The following is a 20,365-nucleotide window of genomic DNA, read 5'->3' on the forward strand; positions in this document are numbered from 1 at the left end:
ATCTTTCTCCGTTCTCGGCGCCCTGATTGGAACTCCGACGGTATCCGCCCGCAGGCTCGGGCCCGAACCGACCGGAGGGGGCGCAATGTCCGACACGCCGTACCGCCTGCGCTGGGCCGCGCTGGTGACGCTGCTCGTCGCCGAGGCGATGAACCTGCTCGACACGACGATCGTCCAGGTGGCCGCGCCGGTCATCCACGAACGGTTCGGAGGGCCCGACTCCGACGTGCAGTGGTTCGGGGCCGCCTACACGCTGCCGTTCGCCGTGCTGCTCATCACGGGCGGGCGGCTCGGGGACGTCTACGGGCGCAGGCGGATGTTCCGCGTCGGGGTCACGGGGTTCGTGGCGGCGTCGGCGCTGTGCGCGTGCGCGGGCTCGGCCGAGGCGCTGATCGCCGCGCGGGCGTTCCAGGGCGCGGCCGCGGCGCTGATCATCCCGCAGACGTTCGGCCTGATCCGCGCCATGTTCCACGGGGCCGAACTGCCGAGGGCGCTCGGCTGCATCGGGCCGGTGATGGGGCTGTCGGCGGTGTGCGGCCCCGCGCTCGGCGGCATCGTCACGCACGCGGTGTCCTGGCGGATGACGTTCCTGGTGAACGTTCCGCTGGGCCTCGCGGTGCTGCTGGCCGCGCCGCTGCTGCGGGAGGACCGGGCGGCCGTACGGCCGCGACTCGACCTCGCCGGAACGGCTCTCGCGGTGGCGGGCGCCGGGCTCGTCGTCTACTCGCTCATCGGCGGACGCGGTCACGCGTGGACGGCGGGCGGGGCGGGCGCAGCGCTGCTGGCCGCGTTCGCCGCGCACCAGCGGTGGAAGTCGCGGCGCGGGAGGAGCCCGCTGGTCGAGGTCAGCCTGTTCCGCGACCGGGGCTTCCCGGCGGCGCTGGCGAGTTCGGTCCTGTTCTTCTCGGTCATGATCGGCTTGTCGCCCGTGGTGGTGCTGCAACTGCGGACGGGAGCGCATGCCGACGTCCTGACGGCGGGGCTGACGCTGCTGCCGTGGTCGTTCGCCATGGGCGTCTCGTCGTGGGTCTCAGGCGCGTACCTCGTACCGCGCTACGGCTCCCGCGTGATGTTCGCCGGGCTCGCGACGCTGCTCTGCGGGATCCTGTCGGCCGCCGCGGTCTACGCGACGGCCTCGGACGACGCCTATCCGTGGCCGCTCCTCCCTGCGCTCGCGGTCGCGGGTCTGGGGCTCGGCATGTTCACGGCGCCGTTCTTCAGCACGGCCCTCGCGCGCGTGCGTCCGCACGAGACGGGTTCCGCCGCCGGACTGCTCAACGCCGTCCAGCAGTTCGGCGGAACGGTCGGGATCGCCCTGCTCGGGACCGTGTTCTTCCACGCCGGCACCGCGCGCGCCGGAGCGCAGCACGCGTTGTGGACCGCCGCGGGGCTGATCGTCGCGACCGCCGTCGCTGCGGTCTTCATGACGGCCCCGCGAGACCGTCGTACGGACACCCTTCCTCGCGCGGGCGCGCGCGCTGAGGAGCGCGCCTCGTAGGGGACGGCCGTCAGTTGTGGCAGTCCTGCATCTCCAGGTCGAGGGTGAGTTCGCGGACGCGCCCTCCGTCGAACAGGAACCCGTACATCGCCTTGGGCGTGCCGGGGATGCGGGTGAACGAGGCGTTCGGGCCGTCCTCCATGCGCGGGTAGGCGCGCTTGACCTCGGCGCGGGTCGAGCCGACCGTGATCCCCTCGGGCGTGGCCATGCCGGACCTAGCGAAGATCGACGCGACGCCGTACCGCGCGGAGAGGTAGCCGCCGACGCCGTCGCCCTTGGGGTCCGTGCGGCCCTTGAGGTCGAACGTGCCGCAGCCCCCGGACTTCGGCGCGGACGTGATCGTGACCAGGCCGGTGCCGCGGGCGGCGCGCTCGTTCATGCCGAGCCTGAGGGCGCCGTAGCCGTGCGGGCCGAGGGCCGTCGCGCTCGGCGGCGTGGGGGTCTGCGCGGAGCCGGGCGGGGTGCTCTGGACGGAGCCGGGCGGGGTGCTCTGCGCGGAGCCGGGCGAGGCGGTGGAGGCGGGCGGGGTGGAGGACCGCGCCGCGGGTGCGGGGTCGTCGCCGTCGCAGCCCGCGAGGAGCGTGGCGGCCAGGGCGGTCGCCGCGGCGGCGGCCAGGGAGCGGGAGTTCAATCGGTCTCCTCGAACGAAGATCACGTGCCGCCCCACTATGACGGGGGCGGCACGCGACGAGTTCGCGGAGAATCGGCCGATATCAGCCGGAACGGGGGGTTCGGGTCAGGAGGCGGCGACGAGCTCGGCGATCTGGACGGCGTTGAGCGCGGCGCCCTTGCGCAGGTTGTCGCCCGAGCAGAACAGCGCGAGCCCGTTCTCGACGGTCTCGTCGCGGCGGATGCGGCCGACGTAGGTCGGGTCCTGCCCGGCGGCCTGAAGGGGGGTCGGGACGTCCGAGAGCACCACGCCCGGCGCCCCCGCGAGCAGCTCGCTCGCGCGCTCGGGGCTGAGCGGACGGTCGAAGCGGGCGTTGATCTGGAGGGAGTGGCCGGTGAAGACGGGCACCCGGATGCACGTGCCGGAGACCTTCAGGCCGGGGATCTCCAGGATCTTGCGGCTCTCGTTGCGGAGCTTCTGCTCCTCGTCGGTCTCGGCGAGGCCGTCGTCGACGATGGAGCCCGCCAGCGGCAGCACGTTGAACGCGATCGGCCGCGCGTACACGCGGGGCTCGGGGAACTCGACGGCCGACCCGTCGTGGGTCAGCCGGTCCGCGCCCTCGACCACCTTGCGCGCCTGCTCGTGCAGCTCGGCGACGCCGGCGAGGCCGCTGCCGGAGACGGCCTGGTAGGTGGCGACGACGAGGGCGTTCAGCCCTGCCTCGCCGTGCAGCGGGCGCAGCACGGGCATCGCGGCCATGGTGGTGCAGTTGGGGTTGGCGATGATGCCCTTCGGCCGTACCGCCGCGGCGTGCGGGTTGACCTCCGAGACGACGAGCGGGACGTCCGGGTCCATCCGCCAGGCAGAGCTGTTGTCGATGACGACGGCGCCCGCCGCGGCGACCTTGGGCGCCAGGTCCTTCGAGCTGGTCTTCCCGGCGGAGAACAGCACGATGTCGAGGCCCGCGTAGTCGGCGGTCGCGGCGTCCTCGACGGTCACCTCGGCGCCGCCCCACGGCAGCTTCCGGCCGGCCGAGCGGGCGGAGGCGAACAGCCGCAGCTCGTCCACCGGGAATCCGCGTTCGCCCAGGATCCTGAGCATCACGCTCCCGACCTGACCGGTGGCCCCGACGATGCCGATTCTCATGCCGCTCCCTCTGAACTCGCTTGACCTGGGCTAACGAGTGTGCCCAGGGTCCTGGCGGACGTCCAATCAATAACCCTTTCACCTGACTTTAAGCACTGCTGCACGGTGCCCGCTCACCGTGCCCGTTCGCCGCGTTCGTTTCACCTTGTCCGCAGGCGCGGGGCTCACGTGGTCCGCAGGCGCGGGGCGAGGAGCATCCCGGCGACGCCGAGCGCGCCGGTGAGGGCGAACGTCGCGAGCAGCGCGGGCCGGGTCTGCCCCTGCGCCAGCGCCGCCCCTCCGAGCCCGCTGACGAGCGCGGTGGCCAGCGTCTGCGCGAGCTGGAGCGCGGCGCTCGCTTCTCCGGGCCGTACGGCCTTCTCCATCGTGTCGGTGGTGGCGGCGTTGAACGCGATTCCCATGCCGATCCCGCCGAGGGCCCAGCCGACGATGGCGGTCCACGGCGGGATCTCGTTCACGAGGATGCCGGACGCCATGACGGCGAGCCCAGCGAGCAGCAGCGCCCAACCGGCGACCACACCGCCGACACGGCCGCTGCCTGTGTTCCGCCCTTTGTGGCCCGAGTCGCCGTCGCGGCGGGCTTGCAGAATCGAGCCCAGGACCCAGGCGAGCGCGCCCGCTGAGAGCCCGAGCCCCGCTTCCGCAGCGTTCACGTCGCGGAGCTGGGTCAGCCCTAGGGGGAGGAACGCCTCGCTACCGAAATAGACCGCGCAGAGCAGGAAACGCGTGTCTACGCCTGCCCCGACACCGCGTCGCGCGGTGAGCGTGCCGGACGGCGTCACCTGGCGGAATGTCACCACGGCCACGGCACCCCGACGACCGCAAGGACAGCGAGCAGAACCGGGTTTTTCAAGGAGAGCGCCTGGACGAACAGCCCCGTCCCCGCGGCGAGCAAGACGCTGTAGGCGATCGGCTTCCATGAGGCTCTCCGCGATTCCGTACCGCCCTCGCCGGCTTCCCCGTCCTGCTGAACGGAGCGGTCGAGGCGGCGGGCGGAGGGCAGCGTCAGCACGGCCGCCAGCGCGATCAGCGGGAGCAGCAGGACGAAGACTCCGCGCCAGCCAGTGCCCGCCGCGATTCCTGCCGCGAGCGTGGGGCCGACCAGAGAAGGGATCGACCAGGCCGCCGACAGCAGTGCGAACATGCGCGCGCGCATGGCCTCGGGGTACGCTAGGCCGACCATCGTGTAGGCCATGCCCATGACGGCCCCCACGCCGAGGCCCTGCGCGAAGCGTCCGGCCAGGAACACCGGCCACGTTCCCGCCGCTCCCGCCAGCGCGGACCCGACGGCGAAGACGAGCAGGCCGAGCGCGAGCGGATGCGCGGGCCCGCGCCGGTCGGCGGCGGGCCCGGCGGCGACGGCCCCGACGATCTGGGCGAGCATCAGCGCCGACAGCCCCCACCCGTAGGCGTTCAGGCCGTCCAGCTCGCGCGCGATGCCGGGCAGCACCGTGGCGACGCCCAGAGACTCGAACGCGACCAGCCCGACGGCGAGCAGCACGCCCGACGTGAGCCGGCGGTACGGGGCGGAGAAGACCCCGTCCCGCGCGGACCCGATCTTCCCGATCCCCTCTTCGACGTGCGACGGCATGGGGGCGGCCTCCCTGATCAATTTAATTCCGTTCCGGTACGGAACGTATTAAGCATCACCCTATACTGGCCGCATGGTCAACTCCCGGGGCGACCGCACCGCGCGTGCGGCCGACGGCGTCACGGCGGGGACGCCCGACAGCGATCCCGCGCGTGCGCGCGCAGGCGGAGCGGTGCCCGAGGGCCGAGCCGTGCGCGGGCGCGGCGCGGGACGGCCCCGCGACACCCGCATCGACGACGCGGTACGGAGCGCGACCCTGGAGACGCTGCGGGAGTCGGGCTACTCACGCCTCACGCTGGAGGGCGTCGCGGCGCGCGCGGGCACGACCAAGCCCGCGATCCGGCGCCGCTGGCGGACCCGGCAGCACCTGGTGGTGGACGCCCTCGCCACGACGCTCGGCACGGCGCCGACGCCCGACACCGGCTGCACGCACTGCGACCTGATCGAGGGCATCGGCACGCTGACCGAGGCGTTCTCCGGCGACACCGTGATCCGGCGGGCGCTGCCCGGCCTGGTCGCCGACCTCCAGGAGGACCCCCAGCTCGCCGCCTCGTTCTTCGAGCGGCTGTTCCACCCGCGCCGTGCGACCACGGCGGCGGCGCTGCGCAGGGGCGTCGAGCGCGGAGACCTGCGCGAGGACGCCGACATCGACCTGCTGCTGGACATGCTGGCCGCCACGACGTACTACCGGGCGCTGTTCGGTCACCTCCCCATCACCGAGGACCTGGCCGAGCACGTGGTCACGGTCGTCCTGGACGGCGTCGCCACCTCGCGCTGGCGGAGCGCGCACCGCTGACCGCCCCTGGCGACCCCTGCCGCCCTCGGCGGCCCGTCGGAACGCGCCGGAGCGCGCCGGAACCGGCGCGGGGCTCAGAGGCCGTCGGTGTTGCGGCCCGGCCCGTCCTCGCGGAAGTAGCGGTCGTCCGACCTGATCGCGGCGGCGTCCGCGTCGGCCGCGCGGCGCAGCTCGGCCACGTCCTGCGAGCCGTACCGCCAGGGGCCGACCCCGACCCCGGCGAGCAGGACGGCGGCCAGCACGACGAGCACCGGGGCCGCCACCAGTGCGATGAGAACGGTCCACACGATCGTCATGCCGTCATGGGACCATCCGCGCACGTCAACCGGGAAGGGGCCCGGAACGTCCCTCATGTGATCTTTATTCACCGCTGACTCGGGGAGCCCCCTATGAGACGCCTGCTCGCCTCCGCCTTGGCCACGGCCGCCGTCGCCGCCTGCGCGACCGCCGTCACCGCGCCGGCGGCGCACGCGGACCCGGCCGCGATCTCGTCCGTCTCGGTCAAGCCGGCCCTCGCCGTGCAGACCAAGGTCAACAAGCAGAAGATCAACGTCGAGGTGCGGACCAGCACCGGCGTCGACAGCGTGACCGCCGACCTCCAGGCGCGCGTGGGCGACGGCCAGATGTTCGTCATCCTCAAGGAGGTCCAGCCGGGGGTCTGGCAGGGCTGGGACTACCTCTACAACTGGGAGGCCGCCGGGACGTGGACGGCCGACATCGAGGCCAGCGACTACGACTCCGACGCCGGCGACGTGAAGAAGACCTCCTCGTTCCAGGTGCGGCGCGGCACGTACGTCTCCGGCTTCAAGGCGAGCCCTGGGAAGGTCCGCAAGGGCAAGGCCATCAGCGTCTCGGGCTCGCTCAAGGGGCTCGGGTCCTACGGCGAGTACTACGGCCTGAAGAAGGGCAAGATCGTCGTCTACTTCAAGCGGAAGGGCACCAAGTCCTGGGTGAAGTACGGCACCGTCACCACGGGCAGCGGCGGCAAGTTCCTCAAGAAGTTCAAGGCGAAGACCTCCGGCTACTGGCTGGCCCGCTACGACGGCACCGGCTACTGGTACCGGAGCTACTCGGCGGGCAAGGGCGTCGTCGTACGCTGACCTTTTGTGACGAACGACGCCGACAACGCCTCTAGCGACGTCAGCGGAGCCGACAGGGCCCAGAACGCCGATGGGCTCCCTACGGGCCAGGTGGAGCGGGTGCGCGTGCTGCACGAGCGCGCGCGCTCGCTCCACGCCCGTCTCGGACAGATTCTGGGCCCCGGCGAGCTGGACGAGTACGGCGCGGCCCTTGGCGACCTGCTGGACGTCCTGCCTCACGACGATCCCTCGCGCGCGATGTACGGGCAGATGCGCGTCGAGTTCGCCGGGCGAGCGTCCGAGATGAGCATCGCCGCCTGGCAGCGCCACCTGGAGACCGGCTCTCCTGAGGATCTGGAACTGGCCGTCGCCCTCGGGAGGCGCGCGGTGGCGGCGGCCGGGGAGGACGATCCGAACCGGACTCGCGTCCTCGCCGATCTCGGCCGCGTATTGCAGAACGAGATCGCGCGCACGCGCGACCGGGCCGTCACGGAGGAGGCGATCGGGGCGCTGGAAGAGGCCGTCGCCGCCACCGGGGTGGACTCTCCGCACCGCGTCGTCCGCGTGTCGATGCTCGGCATGTGCCTCTGGCATCGCGCGACGCAGCGGATGGCGGCCGGGGACGACCCGACCGCCGACCTCGACCGGGCGATCGTGCTGCATCGCGACGCGGTCGCGCGTGCCGAGGCGGGCGGATTCCCCGACCCGGGCGGACCGCTCGGCAACCTGGCGGTCGTCCTGGACGCCGCCGGCCGGGCACGCGGTGACGACGGCCTGACCGCCGAGGCGGGCCGCCGGTTCGAGAGCGCGGTGGAGGCGACGCCGCCGGGCCATCCGGAACGGTTCCGGCGCCTCGCCAACCTGGGCGGCTACCTGTGGACCCGGTTCCGCGAGGGCGGCGACCGCGAGGCCCTCCTGCGCGCGGTGGACGTCCTCAAGCAAGCCGAACGCGAGCTTCCTGAGGGGCGCGGCCTGCCATCCGTACTGGCCTCCGCCTTGGAAGCGGCGGAGCTTGAGGCCCGAAAGCCTTAGGCCGGGCCGGGCCGGGCCGGGCCGCGGGCGAGGGCGTCACGCGTCGGACGCGCCACGTGTCGGACGCGTTAACCGCTCCAGCCGAGGACGGTGTGGGCTTCCTCGTGCACGCGCGCGTGCTCGGCCATGACACGGCCGAGGATGTCGTCCACGTCGTTCAGTCGCTGCTCGACCTCGTCGAGGGCGTTCTGTGCGCGTGCCAGCCCGGATTCCTTGGTGAGGGAGGGGCCTTCGTCGCGCGCGAGCGCGGTGGCGAGTTCCCTGTCGGCCTGCTGGTAGGCGCGCAACGGGTTGAGGACTTCCTCGTGCCTTCGCCGGAGGCTTTCGAAGCCTTCTGAAGCGGAGGCGAGTTCGGCGCGGTCGGCCTCGATGCGTTCCTCGGCACCCGCGCGCTGCGCGCGGAGCTCGGCGAGCTCGGTGTGGGCCGCGTCCGCGTCCTCCAGGGCCCGCCGTACGTCCGGCGCGAGCCGGGCGAGCTGCTCTTCGGTGAGGTGGAGGAGCCTGTCCGAGGCGTCCGCGACGGCCCGTTCGGCCTGCTCGGCCGTCGGCGCCATGGCGTCGATCTCCGCGCGGAGAGCGTCGTGCTGCGCGTGGAGGTCGTCCACCTCGTCGGCCAGGCGGCGGAGCCTGCGCAGCTCGGCGACGCGGTCGCGCAGCCGGTCGTGCTCGGCCACCTGCTCGGCGAGGTCCCGTTCCGTCGCGCCGAGGGTTTCGAGCGCGGTCCGGTCGGACGCCAGCTCCTCCCGCGTCCGCGCGAGGACGGCCTGGCGTTCGCGCAGGTGCTCGTGCACGGGCGCGCCCGGCGACGCGGCCTCGACCAGGGCCGGGACGGCCCGTTCCAGCGAGCCGACGCCGGTCAGCGCGTCGTCCAGCGCGGCCACCGCCTGGAAGGCGAGCACGTCGTCGCCGCCGCACGCGTCACCGAGCGTCTGGGACGCCCAGTCCGCCGCCAGGCGCAAGACCGTGAGGGCCGCCAGCGGGCCGTCCTGCGCGAGCGCGTCGGCGATCCGGTCCTTCAGTTCAGTGTTCGTCATCGGTACGGCTCCAGGACGACTCCGCGGGGGCGTTCGTGACGTTAGGCGCGATAGGGCAGAAGGCCGGTTCCCCGCCGGACGCCGGAACCAGCACGAGGACCCCCGCGCCCGCGTGGGAGGGCCGCAGCCCGACCCGGTACGCGCCGGGCGGGAGCGCGGGCAGCGGCACGCTGACGTCGCGGTCGTCCACGCGCATGGTGAGCGGCGCGGCGGCGGGGGCGTCCGCGGGGACCTCCACCAGCACGGGGAGGCCGTCCCGGGCGGCGAAGTCGGCGGCCGGGTCGAGCGGCACGCCGTCGGTCTCGATCAGCCCGTTGCGGATCCGGTGCAGCGGCAGCGTCACGGTCGGCGGCTCCGGCCCGCGGACCATGATCGCTTGGGACGCGGCCCTCAGCGCGCCTCTGACGGCCGCGTCGGGCCCGAGCCAGAGCGGAGGTCCGGCGAGGGCGGGGTCGTCCGCGAGGAGGCGGTTCACGAGCGGGAAGGCGCCGAAGCGGCCGGTGACCGCCGCCGTCGCCGCGCGGTCACCGTCCGTGACCTCGCCGATCATGGTCCGGAGGCGCGCGGCCGTCCCGGCGAACGCGTCGATCAGCGTCCCCGCGGAGATCTCGATGTCGCCGAGCCGGTAGACGCGCGCCTCCCGGTAGCGCGGATGCGACCACGCGCGCGGAAGGACGACGGCGGCGCGCCGCGCCTGGTGGCGGCGGATCGCGGAGAACGCCGCGTCGAAGCGCCCGGCGAACGACGCCGCGGCGGCCAGCTCCGCGTCGAACGACACGCCGCCCGCGCCCGCAACGGCGATGGACACGACCTGCACGGCGGTACGGTCCGTCACCTCGCACCGGACGGCGCACATCGTGCGGGCGCCGAGGTCGCACACCAGCATCGGGCCGGGACGCGCGGCGCGCGCCGCGTGCGCGGCGGCCTCGGCGGCGAGGCAGTCCGCCTGCCGGAGCCAGGCGACGCGGGGCCAGCCGAGCTCGTCCAGCAGGGTCCGGCGCAGCCGTTCGTACGCGCGCGCGCCGTGCGCGGACCCGTCCAGCCAGGTCTCCGGCACGGTCACGGTCATGTCCGCGATGGAGCCCGGCGCCTCCTTCCGGCCGGCCTCCAGCAGCTTGGCCAGGAACACCGCGAGGTCCCGGGCCGGCGTCGGCCGCGACACCACGACCGGAGGCGCGCCCGGAGCGCCGTGCTCCCCGAGCGCGATGGACGTGGTCGCCGTCCCGACGTCGAGCGCGACCCGGAGCCGCCCCGTCATCCGCGCCGCACCCAGCCGAACCGCCCGCCACGGCCCTGCTTCAGCACCCGGTCGAGCACCGGGGTGACGCGCTCCTCAAGGCGCGTACGGCTCTGCGGGGGCATCTCCCAGCTCGCCTGGCCGGGCACGTCCAGACCGGCGATCTCCAGCAGCTCCGCCTGGTGGGCGGCCTCCTGGCTGGCCGCGTCGGCGAGCGCGTCGCGGAACTCGGCCGCCGTCCCCGGCCCGAGCGCGCCGCCCACGACCGCCTTCGCCAGCTCGCACACCTGCCGGTCGGCCTGCTGGCGGTCGTACCGGTGCGCCACGGCGTACTGGACGAGTTCCATCAGCTCGTACGCCTCGGCGGCGTTCAGCCACCGTCCGCGCTGGGTCAGCGCCTCAAGGGCGGTCGCCGCACTCGACCAGGAGGATTCCAGGGCGATCTTCACATAGAAGTCCGCCAGCTCCGCTGGGGACGCGTTCGGCGAGAGCGCGGGCGCGTTGGCGGGGATCGCGGGCGCGGAGGCGGGTGCGCGGTACTCGTCCTGAACGGTGGGGGCGGCGGCCCCCGCCCGGGCCGTGTCGTACGGCGCGAGCAGCCTGCGCAGCTCGCCGTACGCGGGCCGGGACACCAGTTCGGGTTCCGGCGGATCGGTCGCCAGCACCGTGGCGAGCGGCGACCAGTCGTGCCCGGAGCCGTGGTCGAGGAGGGCGCGGGCGAGGTTGATCACCGCGTCCGCGCGGTCCGGGCTGCCTTCCCAGGGCCGTTGGCGCAGCGCGGTGGTGAGCCCGCGGATCAGGGTCCGGCCCTTGGTGGGCGTCGCCCCCCGCGTCCACGTCCAGACGAAGCCGTTCTGGTAGACGGCGGAGTCGGCACGGCCGCTGGCGTCCGGGAGGAAACGCGGCGCCATCCCCAGCAGGAGCAGCAGCGCGTCGATCGCCCCCTGCCCTCCGGCCTCCTCGGTGCGCATCGACATGAGCGCGCCGGTGAGCAACGCGTGCGCGCGCGTGTCCATCTCGTCGTACTCGCAGGCCCAGCGCAGGATTCCCGGCAGAACGGGTTCGAGCTTGCCGAGACGGCCCGCGACGTGCAGCAGCCCCATCACCCATTCGGGTTCGGCGTCGGCGAGCTTGCGGAGCGCCGTCCCGTTGACCTCCCGGTCACCGAGCAGCTCCCGGTACGGGGCGAGGAAGTCCGGGAACACCGGATGGAGCCAGGCCACCCACGCCTTGACGCGTTCCCGCCCGGCGTTCTCCGACGCGAGGAGCGCGGCGGCGAGCGGCGCGTCCTGGCCCAGCTCCCCGAGCACGCGCGAACGTCCCCAGGCCGAGTCCATCGGGTTCACGTGGTCGCGAAGCAGTTCGGCGGCCATCTTCCGCCCCGCCGCTGCGGTCCCCGGCGAACGGTCCGTCTTCGCGTGCCGGATCAGTCCGGCCAGGAACTCGTCCGCGAACCGGCGTTGCGCGGCGAACCTCACGTACCGCGACACCCTGCCGTCGGGCTCGTCCCTCCACAGCAGGTTCGCGGCGCCGTCTGAGAGCGCCTCGGTCATTTCGGTGCTCGCGGTCGCGACGAGCTGGTCCCAGCGCAGCTCGGCGAGCTGGAGGTCGTCCGGATCGCCCTCGCGCAGCACGTAGCAGAGCGCGCGCGCCTGGTCGGCCGCCGGGAGTTCCTGCAATCGGGTCCCGCGCAGGAGGCGCCGCACATCGGACGCCATCCCCGGGACGCCCCGCTGCATGGACTCGGCGAGCTCCCTCGGCCACTCCAGGTCGGCGAGCCTCTGGAGCGCGTGCCCGGGGTCGTTGAAGTCGCGGGGGTCGATGTCGTCGGCGAGGTAGGCGACCAGCCACGGCAGGTCGCGCCCGCGCGCGAGGAGGTCGGCCAGCTTGCGCAGGTAGTTCTCGGCGGTGGCCGACAGCCGTCCGGGCTCGGCCGCGCCGCGCCAGCTCACCTCGCGCGCGCCGTCGCGGGCGCGCCGCGTGAACGCGAACCGGATCTTGTCGGCCGCGCCGGTGGCCCAGGTCGCGGCGGTGAAGTCGGCCCGGTAGCCGTACGGCAGCAGCGCGGCGACGGCGTCGAGGAACGCGAGCCGGTCCGCCAGCGACGCGTCGCCCGCGTGCAGGACGTCCGCGCGGCCGTCCAGCAGCAGCGCGGCGGTCCGCATCACCGTGGTCCGGCCGAACCGGTCGATGTCGCGGGCGAGTTCCGACGGCGCGTACTCGGGAGCGTTGAGCGTGATGCGGTCGTGGTCAGGCCCGTCCATGGGCAACTCGACGCGCAGGAGGGCGCGGTAGAGCGCGGTGTAGGAGACGGGCGCCTCCGCGACCTCCTTGTACGGGATGCACACGTACTTGGTGAACGCCACAGGGCGGCCGGCCCCGTCGCGGTGGTCGCTCCAGTCCTGGATGGCCATGCCCAGGTAGCGGTCGGGGGCCTCCCCCACCCAGCTGATGGTCACCCACGGCAGGGCGTCCTCTCCGGAACGGTGCGCGGGCGGCGTCCCCACCGCGTACCGGCGCAGGATGCGGGTGAACCCGGCCGGAGTGAACGGCTCGCGGCTGCTCGTCAGCACCCCGTAGTCGTCGCTGCTCCCGGGCCGCTTGCCGAACAGCGCCCATCCCGCGGTCACCTGGACCATCGTCGCCAGCCTCTCCTCATCCCCTCACCCGGCGGCGCTCAGCCCGCGGACCCGTTGACCCGGCGGCCGAGCCACAGGACGGGCTCCACGATGTTGATGGGCCACACGCGCCCGCGGATCTGCATCGTGCCGTCGGCGTTCTTGCTGATGTTCCAGTAGTCGTTCTCGGTGAACCGGTCGGAGTCTCCGAGGTAGAACCCCACGGCCGACGACGCGAAGTACCGCACCCGGTCCGGGTGGAAGTACTTCTGGATGCTGCCGAGGACCAGATCGGCGTTGCCGACCTTGGAGTCCTTGCACAACTCCGAGAAGAAGTGTCCCGCCGAATCCTCGCGCACGCGCGGGAGCATCTGCGGGGAGTCGTCGTAGCTGAGGTATCCGCCCACGCGCGCGCGCCGGTACACCTCGGGCGCGTCGAACTTGGTGACGCAGACGGCGAGGTGCTGCGGCAGCCGCGCGTCGGCCGAGCCCCGGTCGCGGAACACCTGCCGGGACAGTTTCAGCAGCGTCCGCTGGAAGTAGCTGTAGGAGTCGCCCTCGCGCCGTTCGCGCGTCGGGTCGAAGAGGTAGATGATGCCGTCGCACCCGGCGAGGTGCTCGATCACCTTGTCCTCGTCGCCCTCTGAGTGGGCCTCCTCCGTTTCGTCACCGAAACCGAGGTTGTCGCCGCCTGCGGGCGCCGATTGGTTCGGGGCGGCCTTGCTGGCGTAGACGGCGCCCGGGGAGTCCAGGAGTTCGATGTTGACCTCCATCGGAACGTCCTGGACCTTCTTCCCCAGCGCTTCCCTGTGGGGAGGGTCGTCGTACCGCGCAGCGTCCAGCTCAGCGCCCCGGAGACGACCGTCGCCGAGGGGAACTGGCGGTGCTGCGTGAGCCGCCCGGTCTGGACGTCCAGGAAGTCGTTCGACTCCTCGTTGACGCCGTACAGCATCCATTGCTCCGGGCTGCGCAGGATCGCCACCTGGAGCGCCGCGAGGAACGTGGTCTTCCCGCTTTCCGGCGCGCCCCACAGCCCGATGCGCCGCAGCTCGCGGCGCGGCTCCGCGACCTGGGGGTTCTGCGCGTTCGGCGGCGGGGCCTGGGGGGCGTTGCGCGGAGGCGGGGAGAACTGCGAAGGGTTGGTCACCGGGCACCTCGTTCCGGGTCGGCCAAGGGAAGGGACAGTTCTTGCGGGGCGGACGGGAGCAGGCCGAGGTCCACCCCGAGGCGTCTCGGGTCGACGTCTCCGATGTCTTCGACGTTGAGAAGGGAGGCCGCGCCGAGTTTGTCCCAGACCGGATGTCCCCGGCTCGCGGGCGCGTCGACGACGGCGGCGCAGGAGACCCCCGCGCGGGCGAGGCCGACGGCGGACGTCTGCCAGCTCCGCTCGAACTGGCACGGCAGCACGTCGTCGTCCCCCTGGACGGACGGGTGGGGCGGCCTCGCCCCCACCGTCAGCAGGAGCGTCCGCGCCCGCCTCGCCGCGCCCGGGAGGCGCGCGGCGACCTCGAAGAGCATGTCCTCCACCGGCGCGGCCTCGGGATACTCCATCGGGCTGGGGCGCAGCTTGGACAGCGCCTTGAGCGCGTGCGCGGGAGACGTGAGCCAGTCGCCCAGAACGGTCTGGCGGCGTTCCTTGCCGCGCCCGTACGCGTGGTCGCGGTAGCCGAGGACACCGACCCGTACGAGATCGGAGCCGGGATAGGTCGCGTCCAGGACGGTCACCAGCTCGCGCAGGAGTTCCAGCCTCCGCAGCACGGTCTCGTCAGGGCCGCCCAGTTCCACCGCGCAGACGAGGTCGAGCGGCTCGGTCAGGACCTCCAGCCGACGCGGCAGCCCGGCGAGCAGGTCCGGCAGCCCACCGGCGAACGGCGCGAGGTCGTCCGGCTCTGCGATGGCGACGCGCCCGGGACCTTCCAGAACGACCCGTACCTGCGTACGGCCGTCGGAGGGCAGCCGCCCAGCCCCTGCGGCGAGCAGTTCCCAGCGGTCGCCCCGTGCGGCCACCACCGCCAGGAACGTCCTTTCGGCGTCTCCGGGCGGCCGGGCCAAGGACAGCAACGCCTGCGCGCCCGCAGCGGCGCCCGGGGAGAAGAGGGGAAGCAGGCAGGGGCGGACGTGGCGCGTCACCGGTTCCACATGCGCGGCCAGGAGCCCCACGTCGTGCTGGAGCGGCTGCCGGGCGATCAGGGTCCCGAGCAACGCCGCGACACCGCCCTCCCCCGCCGGCACCACCTCGGCGTGCGGATGGCGCTTGCGCAACGTCCGCACGGCCTTGTCGGGCACCGGCCACCCGATCTCGCGGTGCACGAGGAGGAGCGTGTCGCCGCGTTCGCCGAGGCGTCGGGGCAGTCCCTCCGCTAGCGCGCGCCACAGCATGTCGCGATCCAGTGCCGAGAGGCCGCCGGCCAGTTGGAAACGCCGCTCGCCGGGGTCCCGCGACAGCATCGGCAGCACGGTCTCCCAGGGAACGCGTTCCGGCGTGCCGTGCCCGTGCGGGATGCCCATGCCGTCGAGCCCGATCCGGGTGTAGGTGAGCCCGTCCGCCGCCACCTCGGCGACGAGCAGCGCCCGGCCGGGCCGCAGGCTCCCGAGCGCACGGTCGAGCGTCGCGGCCAGCAAGGCGTCCGACACGGGCGGGGCCTCGACCACGCGGCGCGCGCGGGCCCACTCGGCCGCGCTCGGCGTGCCGCCCCGGATGTGCGCGCCGCCGTCCAGCCCGGCGCGGACGACCGCGAGCAGATCGCGTTCGCGCTGGGCCGCGGCGAGGCGTTCCTCGAAATCGCGGAGCGCGGCGGGCGTCGGCGCGCCCAGCCGCCATTCGGTGTGCAGCGGCCATCGGCACTCGGCGCACCGGGCCTGCTCGTGCGCGATCGGGCATCCGCACACCGGGCACCCCGGGCGCAGCCTCTGCGGGCTATCGGCGGACATCGGGCACGTCCACGGGCAGGAAGGTGTCCACGTCCGCGTCGACCGCGTCCGCCGTACGGGCGGCGAGCCGCGCCTCCATGTTCGGCAGCAGCTGCTCCCGTACGGCCCGCGCGTTGCCGAAGTCGTCCGGGTGCGCCGACCGTTCCGCCGCCAGCCATTCCCGCGCACGCGCGCGGGTCTCGGCCGGGAGCCGGTACCCCTCGGCCGCCGCCATCGTCTCCAGGATCCGCACCAGCTCGTCCGGGGAGTAGTCGGGGAATTCCACGCGGGCGCTGAACCGCGACTTCAATCCGGTGTTCGCCGCCAGGAACCGCTGCATCTCCGCGGGATATCCGGCGGCGATGACGATGAGACGGCCGCGCAGGTTCTCCATCTCCTGCGTCAACGTGTCGAGCGCCTCCCGTCCGAAGTCGCGTCCGTCGTCCCCCCGGGACAGCGCGTACGCCTCGTCGATGAACAGCACCCCGTCCAGCGCCTCCTGGATCTTCTCGCGCGTGCGCGGGGCGGTGTGCCCGATGTACTCGCCGACGAGGTCGGCGCGGCCCGTGTCGACCACGTGCCCCTTGGCGAGGAGGCCGAGCTCCCGGAAGATGCGCCCGGTGATGCGCGCCACGGTCGTCTTGCCCGTGCCGGGCGGCCCGAGGAACAGCAGATGCGGGGCGACCACCTCGCCGCGCCCGCGCCGCTGCTTCAACCGCACCTGCGCCACCAGCGAACGGATCGTGTCCTTGACCGGATCAAGGCCGACCATCGCGTCCAGCTCGCCGAGCAGCTCCGGGAGCGCGGGAACCTTCGGCTCCAGATGCACGCGCAGCCGTTCCGGCACGTCGTCCAGCTCGAAGGGCCGGTCGACCGCCGCGCGCGTGCGCACGACCCACCGCCTCTTCATCTCGTCGGCGAGGTTGCGCATCTCCCCGGCGTTGCCGAACCCCGGGCCGCGCGTACGGTGCATCCCGGAGACGACACGGCGGAGCCCGTCCTCCAGGTCCGGCGCCCACGTGAGCCCCTGCTCGCGCAACCGGGCGAGCGCGATGTCACTAAGGGTTTCGGCGTCGTAATCCGGGAACTCGATGATGTTCGCCTCAGGGAATCGGCGCCGCAGCCCGGGATTCGCGTCGAGGAACTCCTTCATCCGGTCCGGGTAGCCCGCCACGATGACGACGAGACGGCCCCGGTCGTTCTCCATCCGCGTCAGCAGCGCCCCGATCGCGTCGCCTCCGAACCCGTCCGCCTGGTCGCTCAGCGCGTACGCCTCGTCGATGAACAGCACCCCGTCCAGCGCGCTGTCGATGACGGCGTTCGTCTTCTGTGCGGTCTCGCCGACGTACTGCCCGACGAGCGCCGCAGCGTCGGCCTCGACCAGGTGTCCTCGCCTCAGCACGCCCAGCTCGCGATACATCTCCCCGACGAGCCGCGCGACGGTCGTCTTGCCCGTGCCCGGGTTTCCGGTGAAGACCAGGTGATGGGCCGCCGGATCGTCCGCACCGCGCCCTTCCGCGCGCATACGGGTCTCGGCCTCGATGAGCAGCCTCATCCCCGCGAGATGCTCCTTGACCGCGTCGAGCCCCGCCAGCCGGTCGAGACGCTCCCACACGTCCTCGTTGGCGGCGGTCACCGAGGTGATCCAGCCCCGTTCGCGCAGAACGGCCGCGTCCAGGGGAACGTCCTCGTCGGCGAGCCTGCGCAGCCGCATCTCCCAGGCGCGCGCGGGTTCGGCGGTGGCCGCCATCGCCCGCACGGTCTGCCGCAGGTCGCCCCAGTCGCGCGTGCGGAGCCGCAACCGGGGATCGCCCGTCAGCCGCAGAACGTGGACCAGCCGCGCAAGCTCCACCTCGTCCGGCTCCCCGACCCAGCCGGGACGCCCGCCCCGGACGAGCAACCGCCGCGTCCACTCCTCCAACGTGGGGAAGCCGCGCACCTGGTGCACGAAATCGCGCACGTCCCCTAGCGACGGACGCCGGAACACCAGAACGCACTTGTTGTGGGCGCTCCCCCGGTAGGAGACCCACTCGGCGAACACGGTCGCCAGGGCGCGCCCGGACACCGTGTGGCTCAGCACCTCTTCCGCGTGCAGAACGACGACGGCTGTACGGACGTCCTCCTGCCGCATGAGGTGATCCAGGGTCATCACCGCGTGCGTGTCGGTCATCCCCTCGCCGCGGCGCGTCTCCCTGGGGGCTGCGGTCGTGACGACACGGTCGCCCATAGGCCCACTGAACCCGGCGCGCATCTTCCGCCGCGACCCCCCGGAACGGTTACCGGCCGCCCCGTCCGCCGTCGGGGAACGGCTGAGACGCTGCGATTCCTCGTCGCGGAAGTACGCCTTCCGGTGCAGCGAGAAGAAGACGATGCGTTCGTGCCCCGCGCCGCGGAGCGCCTCCCACAGCGCGGTCTCGATCCCGTACGTCCGGTACGACGCGTCCACGAACGCGTCGTCGGCGCCCGGCCCGTGCACGATCATCACGGGCTCGTCGTCGCGGGCCGCCCGGTGCAGCGCGGCGAGCCGTCCGTCGGGGGCCTCCCGCATCACCGCGCGTCCGGACGGGACGGACCGTCGTGGCGCGAACGGCTGCGGAGTCCGTCGAAGTCCGACAGCGCCGGATCGGGACTGCCGCTCGCGTCGGCCACCGGCTCCCCGACGGGAAGGCCGCGCTCGCGCAGCCCCTCGGTGATCTCGCGGGCGCGCGCAGCCAACTCCTCCTCCGACGCGGTATCGCGGTCGTACGACAGGATCCGTACGGAAATCGCGCCCGCCGCCCCGTCATCCCCGCCCGCGGGCTCGTGCGCGACCTCGATGACGATCTCGTTGTCGTTCAGGTGCCGGAGCTTGCTGTAGAACGCCTCGCGCTGGTCGTCCCCCGCGTACGCGTTCTCCTCCCACGCGAACCCCGTCGCGTGCTCCACCGCCTCGACCACCTGCTCCGCCACGTTCACGCGCGCCTGCGACGCCAGCAGCGCCGTCGCCGCCGCCGTCACGACGTCGTCGAACCGCCTTTCCAGCTCCGGCGCCTCCGCCCGCACGATCTCCCGGAACTCCTCGGTCGTCAGCGGCGAATCGTCCGGACGGACGCGCGCCGCGACGGCATCGACGTCCGTCCGGAGCCGCTCCAGCGCGCCCCCCGACCAGTGGTCGACGTCGAACGTCAGCCCCCTGATCGGCTCGCCGTTCTCGTCCGGAACGGGCAGTTCGGCGCTGAACCGGATGCGCTCGGCGACCACGGTCAGCGTGTCCAGCGCGGCCAGCCGCGCCGCCTGCCACTCCTGGTCGAGCAGCACCAGCTCCGCGCGGAGCTCCGCCAGATCGAGGTACGCGCCCTGGACCAGGCTCAACGACTCGGCGCCCAGCTCGTCGCCGAGGTTGGCCTCCGCCGTGGCGAGGCGCCGCTCCACCTGGTCGAGCCGCCCGGGAACGAACCGTTCGTGCGGAAGCTCGGCGCGGATCGCGTCGAGCAGCACGCGCGCGTCCGCGAGAACCCGCCGGGCCGTCTCCGCCGCCCGCGCCCGGTCTCCCCGCAGCGCGGTGAGATCCTCGCCGAGCGCCTGGATTTCCTGTCGGCGCTCCGCGCGCTCCTGCGCGATGCTCTCCCGGACCCGTTCGTCCTGGGCGGCGAGCGCGTCACGCTGCTCGGCCCGCAGTTTCCCCGCCGTCTCGCTCAGCTCGCCCCGCAGCTTCTCCGTCTGCTGCCGCAGACGCTTGGCCGTACGGCGCTCCGCCTCGCGCGCCTTGTCGCCCAGCCCCGACAGGGCCTGCTCGACGCGCCGCTGCCGTCCCTCGACCCCCCTGAACGCCCGGTCGGTCTCGGCCTGCCGCTCCTGCCGGACGGCCTCCAGCATCTCCGGCAGGTCGCGCCGCACCTCGCGCAGCCGCGCCGCCGCCGCGTTCGCCCGCCGCCACGCGCCCTCGTCCACCGTGATCCGCTTCGCGCCGCTCACCCGGGGCTCCTCTCGTCCACCCCCGCGGGCGCGGGGTGCGCGTGGTCGTCGGTGTCCTGGAGCGCGGCCCGCCCGCCCTCCACACCCGCACCCGCACCCGCGCCCGCAGGCGCGGGGTACGCGGCGGCGAGCGCGCGGCTCGGCACGCCCACGAACAGGGTCTCGGCGTCGCGCACCCGGATCTCGACCCGGCGCGGCCCGCCGTTCAGCTCGGCGTCGGCGCCGCGCAGGCGCCCGGTCAGATGGTGGACGCGCTGGTTCGAACTCCCGCGCAGCCCGCGATCGTCATTGCGCGACGCCACGTACCGGCCGTCGATCAGCACGTCGGTCTCGGCCAGCAGGCTCGCGACGCCCTCGTTCGGCGGACGGCGCCGCAGGGTCTCCAGCCGGTAGCCGGTGAAGCAGATCAGGCTCAGGCCGGGCCGTTCGGCACGCGCGCGCCTGGCCACCTCCGCGAGCCCCTCCGCCTGCGCCATCGGCTCTCCCCCCGAGAACGTCAGCCCGGTGACCTCCGGATCGGCCAGCAGCTCGGCCGCCAGCGCGCCGGGCGCGACCGGCCGTCCCGGCACGTCCGGGATCCACTCCGGCGCGAGGCACCCCGGGCAGCGGAACGGGCAGCCCCGCACCCAGACGACCGACCGCCTGCCGGGTCCGAGCGCGCGGGTCCCCACGCATGTTTCAGCCACGTTGAGCACAGCCACGTTGAGCATTCGACCGTTCGGAAGGGGCGACCGGGAAGTCCTGCCAGTGGCCGGATTGTACGGGAGTGCACACACTCGCCTAATGGCATGTGACACAAACTCGCCGTACGGATACTGATACTTTCGCCCTCTGTGACCGGTTCCGGCCAGGTTCGGTGG

The 20,365-nt window shown here is 73.4% G+C and carries 18 protein-coding genes; 4 read left to right on the forward strand and 14 right to left on the reverse strand.

The window, feature by feature from the left end:
- Positions 1–85 precede the first annotated feature (85 nt).
- Entirely contained in the window at positions 86–1,498 is a 1,413-nt protein-coding gene (locus GEV43_RS11655; RefSeq protein WP_160820707.1) for an MFS transporter, read from the forward strand.
- 10 nt (positions 1,499–1,508) lie between these two features.
- On the opposite strand, the gene GEV43_RS11660 is transcribed toward GEV43_RS11655, so the two are convergent.
- The 4 genes from GEV43_RS11660 to GEV43_RS48005 form a co-directional block, all read right to left on the reverse strand.
- Complete coding sequence (locus tag GEV43_RS11660) at positions 1,509–2,129, reverse strand: hypothetical protein (RefSeq protein WP_160820708.1); 621 nt, start codon at positions 2,127–2,129, stop codon at positions 1,509–1,511.
- 105 nt (positions 2,130–2,234) lie between these two features.
- Complete coding sequence (locus GEV43_RS11665; protein ID WP_160820709.1) at positions 2,235–3,254, reverse strand: aspartate-semialdehyde dehydrogenase; 1,020 nt, start codon at positions 3,252–3,254, stop codon at positions 2,235–2,237.
- Between the two features lie 164 nt (positions 3,255–3,418).
- Complete coding sequence (locus GEV43_RS48000; RefSeq protein ID WP_206681130.1) at positions 3,419–3,907, reverse strand: hypothetical protein; 489 nt, start codon at positions 3,905–3,907, stop codon at positions 3,419–3,421.
- 140 nt (positions 3,908–4,047) lie between these two features.
- Entirely contained in the window at positions 4,048–4,845 is a 798-nt protein-coding gene (locus tag GEV43_RS48005) for an MFS transporter (RefSeq protein ID WP_206681131.1), read from the reverse strand.
- A gap of 73 nt (positions 4,846–4,918) precedes the next feature.
- On the opposite strand from GEV43_RS48005, the gene GEV43_RS11675 reads away from it, so the two are divergent.
- Complete coding sequence (locus GEV43_RS11675; RefSeq protein ID WP_160820710.1) at positions 4,919–5,641, forward strand: TetR/AcrR family transcriptional regulator; 723 nt, start codon at positions 4,919–4,921, stop codon at positions 5,639–5,641.
- Positions 5,642–5,715: 74 nt separating this feature from the next.
- Here GEV43_RS11675 and GEV43_RS11680 read toward each other — a convergent pair whose 3' ends face one another.
- The gene (locus tag GEV43_RS11680) at positions 5,716–5,937 is read right to left on the reverse strand and encodes a hypothetical protein (RefSeq protein ID WP_160820711.1); all 222 of its coding nucleotides are present in this window, start codon (positions 5,935–5,937) and stop codon (positions 5,716–5,718) included.
- Positions 5,938–6,030: 93 nt separating this feature from the next.
- On the opposite strand from GEV43_RS11680, the gene GEV43_RS11685 reads away from it, so the two are divergent.
- Positions 6,031–6,741 carry a hypothetical protein gene (locus GEV43_RS11685; protein ID WP_160820712.1) on the forward strand — a complete coding sequence of 237 codons (711 nt, stop codon included), beginning with the start codon at positions 6,031–6,033 and terminating at the stop codon, positions 6,739–6,741.
- Between the two features lie 6 nt (positions 6,742–6,747).
- Positions 6,748–7,752 carry a hypothetical protein gene (locus GEV43_RS11690; protein ID WP_160820713.1) on the forward strand — a complete coding sequence of 335 codons (1,005 nt, stop codon included), beginning with the start codon at positions 6,748–6,750 and terminating at the stop codon, positions 7,750–7,752.
- A gap of 68 nt (positions 7,753–7,820) precedes the next feature.
- On the opposite strand, the gene GEV43_RS11695 is transcribed toward GEV43_RS11690, so the two are convergent.
- The 9 genes from GEV43_RS11695 to GEV43_RS11735 are packed head-to-tail and all read right to left on the reverse strand — an operon-like array spanning position 7,821 to position 20,215.
- On the reverse strand, positions 7,821–8,786 hold the full coding sequence (locus GEV43_RS11695) for a hypothetical protein (protein ID WP_160820714.1): 966 nt from the start codon (positions 8,784–8,786) through the stop codon (positions 7,821–7,823).
- Positions 8,773–10,044 carry a hypothetical protein gene (locus tag GEV43_RS11700; protein WP_160820715.1) on the reverse strand — a complete coding sequence of 424 codons (1,272 nt, stop codon included), beginning with the start codon at positions 10,042–10,044 and terminating at the stop codon, positions 8,773–8,775. The genes GEV43_RS11695 and GEV43_RS11700 overlap by 14 nt, the downstream gene beginning before the upstream one ends.
- Positions 10,041–12,653, reverse strand: coding sequence for a hypothetical protein (locus tag GEV43_RS11705; protein WP_160820716.1), 2,613 nt, complete (start codon positions 12,651–12,653; stop codon positions 10,041–10,043). Before GEV43_RS11705 ends, GEV43_RS11700 begins: the two co-directional genes overlap by 4 nt.
- A 47-nt stretch (positions 12,654–12,700) precedes the next feature.
- Positions 12,701–13,267: a hypothetical protein gene (locus GEV43_RS11710; protein ID WP_160820717.1), complete on the reverse strand. Its 567-nt coding sequence runs from the start codon at positions 13,265–13,267 to the stop codon at positions 12,701–12,703.
- Complete coding sequence (locus GEV43_RS11715) at positions 13,264–13,788, reverse strand: hypothetical protein (protein ID WP_160820718.1); 525 nt, start codon at positions 13,786–13,788, stop codon at positions 13,264–13,266. Before GEV43_RS11715 ends, GEV43_RS11710 begins: the two co-directional genes overlap by 4 nt.
- Positions 13,785–15,572: a hypothetical protein gene (locus GEV43_RS11720; protein WP_160820719.1), complete on the reverse strand. Its 1,788-nt coding sequence runs from the start codon at positions 15,570–15,572 to the stop codon at positions 13,785–13,787. Before GEV43_RS11720 ends, GEV43_RS11715 begins: the two co-directional genes overlap by 4 nt.
- Positions 15,559–18,099, reverse strand: coding sequence for an AAA family ATPase (locus GEV43_RS11725; RefSeq protein ID WP_160820720.1), 2,541 nt, complete (start codon positions 18,097–18,099; stop codon positions 15,559–15,561). Before GEV43_RS11725 ends, GEV43_RS11720 begins: the two co-directional genes overlap by 14 nt.
- Positions 18,099–19,505, reverse strand: coding sequence for a hypothetical protein (locus GEV43_RS11730; RefSeq protein ID WP_160820721.1), 1,407 nt, complete (start codon positions 19,503–19,505; stop codon positions 18,099–18,101). The genes GEV43_RS11725 and GEV43_RS11730 overlap by 1 nt, the downstream gene beginning before the upstream one ends.
- Positions 19,502–20,215, reverse strand: coding sequence for a 4Fe-4S single cluster domain-containing protein (locus tag GEV43_RS11735; protein ID WP_160820722.1), 714 nt, complete (start codon positions 20,213–20,215; stop codon positions 19,502–19,504). Before GEV43_RS11735 ends, GEV43_RS11730 begins: the two co-directional genes overlap by 4 nt.
- Positions 20,216–20,365 lie beyond the last annotated feature (150 nt).

Source organism: Actinomadura sp. J1-007 (assembly GCF_009793335.1).
GTDB lineage: Bacteria > Actinomycetota > Actinomycetes > Streptosporangiales > Streptosporangiaceae > Spirillospora > Spirillospora yumaensis.

Bases quoted from the DNA above. Each gene is read 5' to 3' on its own strand.
- GEV43_RS11655 (WP_160820707.1), top strand. From the start codon at position 86: ATGTCCGACACGCCGTACCGCCTGCGCTGGGCCGCGCTGGTGACGCTG.
- GEV43_RS11665 (WP_160820709.1), bottom strand. From the start codon at position 3,254: ATGAGAATCGGCATCGTCGGGGCCACCGGTCAGGTCGGGAGCGTGATG.
- GEV43_RS48005 (WP_206681131.1), bottom strand. From the start codon at position 4,845: ATGCCGTCGCACGTCGAAGAGGGGATCGGGAAGATCGGGTCCGCGCGG.
- GEV43_RS11675 (WP_160820710.1), top strand. From the start codon at position 4,919: ATGGTCAACTCCCGGGGCGACCGCACCGCGCGTGCGGCCGACGGCGTC.
- GEV43_RS11680 (WP_160820711.1), bottom strand. From the start codon at position 5,937: ATGACGATCGTGTGGACCGTTCTCATCGCACTGGTGGCGGCCCCGGTG.
- GEV43_RS11685 (WP_160820712.1), top strand. From the start codon at position 6,031: ATGAGACGCCTGCTCGCCTCCGCCTTGGCCACGGCCGCCGTCGCCGCC.
- GEV43_RS11695 (WP_160820714.1), bottom strand. From the start codon at position 8,786: ATGACGAACACTGAACTGAAGGACCGGATCGCCGACGCGCTCGCGCAG.
- GEV43_RS11700 (WP_160820715.1), bottom strand. From the start codon at position 10,044: ATGACGGGGCGGCTCCGGGTCGCGCTCGACGTCGGGACGGCGACCACG.
- GEV43_RS11720 (WP_160820719.1), bottom strand. From the start codon at position 15,572: ATGTCCGCCGATAGCCCGCAGAGGCTGCGCCCGGGGTGCCCGGTGTGC.
- GEV43_RS11725 (WP_160820720.1), bottom strand. From the start codon at position 18,099: ATGCGGGAGGCCCCCGACGGACGGCTCGCCGCGCTGCACCGGGCGGCC.
- GEV43_RS11735 (WP_160820722.1), bottom strand. From the start codon at position 20,215: ATGCTCAACGTGGCTGTGCTCAACGTGGCTGAAACATGCGTGGGGACC.